This is a genomic window from Saccharopolyspora sp. 7B (assembly GCF_020177435.1).
Classification (GTDB): Bacteria; Actinomycetota; Actinomycetes; order Mycobacteriales; family Pseudonocardiaceae; genus Saccharopolyspora_C; species Saccharopolyspora_C gregorii.
In genome coordinates this window covers 1-2,793 of the sequence record NZ_JAIUKC010000196.1, presented here as the reverse complement: position 1 = coordinate 2,793, position 2,793 = coordinate 1, and the positions used below count along the sequence as shown (strand labels likewise).

The 2,793-nt window shown below is 74.4% G+C and carries 3 protein-coding genes; all 3 read right to left on the bottom strand.

The window, feature by feature from the left end:
* Positions 1-131 precede the first annotated feature (131 nt).
* A complete protein-coding gene (locus LCD33_RS25620; RefSeq protein ID WP_224967894.1) occupies positions 132-1,319 on the bottom strand; it encodes an ABC transporter permease in 1,188 nt (395 codons plus the stop codon).
* Positions 1,316-2,266 carry an ABC transporter ATP-binding protein gene (locus LCD33_RS25615; RefSeq protein WP_224967896.1) on the bottom strand — a complete coding sequence of 317 codons (951 nt, stop codon included), beginning with the start codon at positions 2,264-2,266 and terminating at the stop codon, positions 1,316-1,318. Before LCD33_RS25615 ends, LCD33_RS25620 begins: the two co-directional genes overlap by 4 nt.
* A gap of 49 nt (positions 2,267-2,315) precedes the next feature.
* A partial coding sequence (locus tag LCD33_RS25610; protein ID WP_304612916.1) for a glycerol-3-phosphate dehydrogenase C-terminal domain-containing protein occupies positions 2,316-2,793 on the bottom strand: 478 nt, incomplete at its 5' end.

The window sequence follows — 2,793 nt, the reverse complement described above, 5'->3', positions numbered from 1 at the left end:
GCTGTCCTCGCGAGGGAACCGCTGAGAACCCGCGGGTGGTCCCGTTGCGTGCTGGGTCTCCGCTCAGCGGCTTCGCCGCTGACAAGACACGGCCAAGACCTGCCGGGCAGCGGGAGGGTCGGGCCTGCCGGTCAGGTGCGGCGCAGGGCTTCGGTGAGCTTGACCCGGGCTCCGGTGCGCAGCACCGCGTTCGCGTAGATCCGCCCACCGAGCCGCAGCAGCACCAGCAGCGCGGCGACGCCGAGCAGCACCGACACCACGCACTCCCACGGTTCGGCGACGCCCAGCGCGGTCCGCATCGGCATCAGCACCGGTGAGAAGCCGGGCACCAGGGACAGCACCGCGCCCAGCCGGCTCTCCGGGTCCTGCGCCAGCACGGTGACCCCCACCAGGAACGGCACCACCAGCACCATGATCACCGGGCTGACGACGCTCTGCAGGTCCTCCTGCCGGGAGACCAGCGAGGCCGCCGCCGCGAGGACCGTCGCGTACAGGTAGAAGCCGAGCAGGAACCACACCAGCGTCCACACCAAGGTCCCGGCCAGCGCGGTCGACGGCAGCGCGAGCACACCGGACCCCATGGCGGCGGCCAGCCCGATGCCGCCGATCAGCACGAACTGCGCGAGCCCGGCCAGGCCGATGCCCAGCACCTTCCCGGCGAGCAGCTGGGCGGGGCGGATGGTGGACAGCAGGATCTCCACGACCCGGCTGGTCTTCTCCTCCACGACGCCCTGCGCCACGGCCTGCCCGAACATGATCAGGAAGAAGTACAGCAGCATCCCGGCGCCCACGGCCACGCCGAGCCGTTGGTCGCGCTGGGGGTCCGCGGGTTCCAGGGTGCGCACGTCCACGTGCGCTCCGGCCAGCACCTGGTGCACGTCGGCGGGTTCCAACCCGGCCATCGCGAGCTGGGCGTCGAGGGCCTGCTGGCGCACCACCTCGTCGAGCGCGGTGCGCACCGCCGAGTCCGGTTCGCCGCGCACCACCAGGTGCAGCGCGTCCGGGGCTCCGGTGACCAGCCCGTCCAGCTCGCCGTCGGCGACGAGCCGTTCCCCGGTGGCCCGGTCCGGGATCCGGCTGCTCTCGACGGTGGTGCCGAGCCGGGCCGCGGTGCTCCGCAGCGGGGTGGCGACGGCGGTGGCCTGGCCGGTGAACCCGATCTTCGTGCTGCCGCTCTGCTGCCCGATGAAGAACATCAGCCCCGCGTAGCCGATCAGGATCACCAGGATCGCTGCCGTGCTGAGCAGGAACGATCGGGTGCGGATGCGGGTGTTGACCTCGCGGCGGGCGACGAGCCACACGGTGCGGGCGGGGCTCATGCGGCGGGCTCCTCGGTGACGACGGTGCGGAACAGGTCGGTGAGGTCGGGGCGGTCCCGGCGGAACTCGTGCACCGGCCCGGTGGCGAGCGCGGCGCGCAGCACCACCTGGTCGTCGGTGCCGTCGGCGAGTTCGAGGGTGCTGCGGCCGTGCTGCTGGCCGAGGACGCGGACGCCGGCGAGCCCGTCGGTCCAGCCGGGCGCGGCCTGCGGCGCGTGCACCACGAGCCGGGCGGGCCCCCGCTCGCGCAGCTCGTCCACCCCGCCGCAAGCGATCATGCTGCCGCCGCGGACGATGCCGACCCGGTCGCAGAGCCGCTGCACCAGGTCGAGCTGGTGGCTGGAGAACAGCACGGGGACGCCGCGGTCGCGGGTTTCGCGCAGCACCTCGCCCATCACTTCGACGGCGACCGGGTCGAGGCCGGAGAACGGTTCGTCGAGCACCAGCACGTCGGGGTCGTGCACGAGGGCCGCCGCCAGCTGGACGCGCTGCTGGTTGCCGAGGCTGAGCCGCTGCACCTGGTCGTCGCGCCGTTCCCGGAGGCCGAGCCGGTCGGTCCAGCGCTCGGCGGCGGCGCGGGCGTCGGCACGGCTCATGCCGTGCAGTTCGCCGAGGTGGGCGAGCTGCTCGGCGACCTTCATCTTGGGGTAGAGCCCGCGTTCCTCCGGCATGTAGCCGAAGCGCCTGCGCACGTCGAGGTCGAGCGGCCGGCCGCGGAAGCGGACCTCGCCGGAGTCGGCGGCGAGTACGCCGAGCGCGATGCGCATGGTGGTCGTCTTGCCCGCGCCGTTGCTGCCGACGAAGCCGAACAGCTCCCCGGGTCCCACGGTGAACACCATGTCGCGCAGGGCGGCGATCTCGCCGTAGCGCTTGGAGATGTGGTCGATCTCCAGACCGCTGTCCACCACGTGCAACGCCTCCTCCGGTCGGCTGCCGACTCGGATCATCGTCCCCGATGGCAGCGCCGGAGTGGGCGCCGGGGGAATTCCCCGCGGGTCAGCCGAGCAGACCGTGCAGGGCCTTGTCGACCAGTGCGGTCACCGCGGGCGCGGCCCGCGCTCGCAGCTCGGGGTGCATGCCGAGGCGGCTGCGGCGGTCGAGCACGTCGTCGGCGTCGAGCGCGCCTTCGTGCCGCACCGCCCACAGCACTTCGGCGGCGGTGAGCTCGGTGCCGGGTGCGACGGGGTCGGCGAGGTCCGGGTCGAGTTCGGCGAGCGCGGCGACCCGGGCGGCTTCGGTGCCGTGCCGGGCGACGAGCCGCTGCGGACCGTCGATCTCGTGCAGCCGAGCCCGTTCGGCGGCTCCGACCAGCGGGACCGCGGTGGTGCGGGACGGGCCGGCGGGCAGTCCGGCGGCGCGGACCGCGGTGTCGACGGCGTGGGGGGGCCGCCGGCGGGGGGCGGGGGGGGGGGCGGCCCCGCCCGGGCAACCCGCGGCCCGCGCTGGACGAGGGAGACCCCCCCCACAGCCTGCG

What these genes read in the sequence shown, in the direction of transcription:
- LCD33_RS25615 (WP_224967896.1), bottom strand. Translation starts at nt 2,266, where the DNA reads ATGATCCGAGTCGGCAGCCGACCGGAGGAGGCGTTGCACGTGGTGGAC.
- LCD33_RS25620 (WP_224967894.1), bottom strand. Translation starts at nt 1,319, where the DNA reads ATGAGCCCCGCCCGCACCGTGTGGCTCGTCGCCCGCCGCGAGGTCAAC.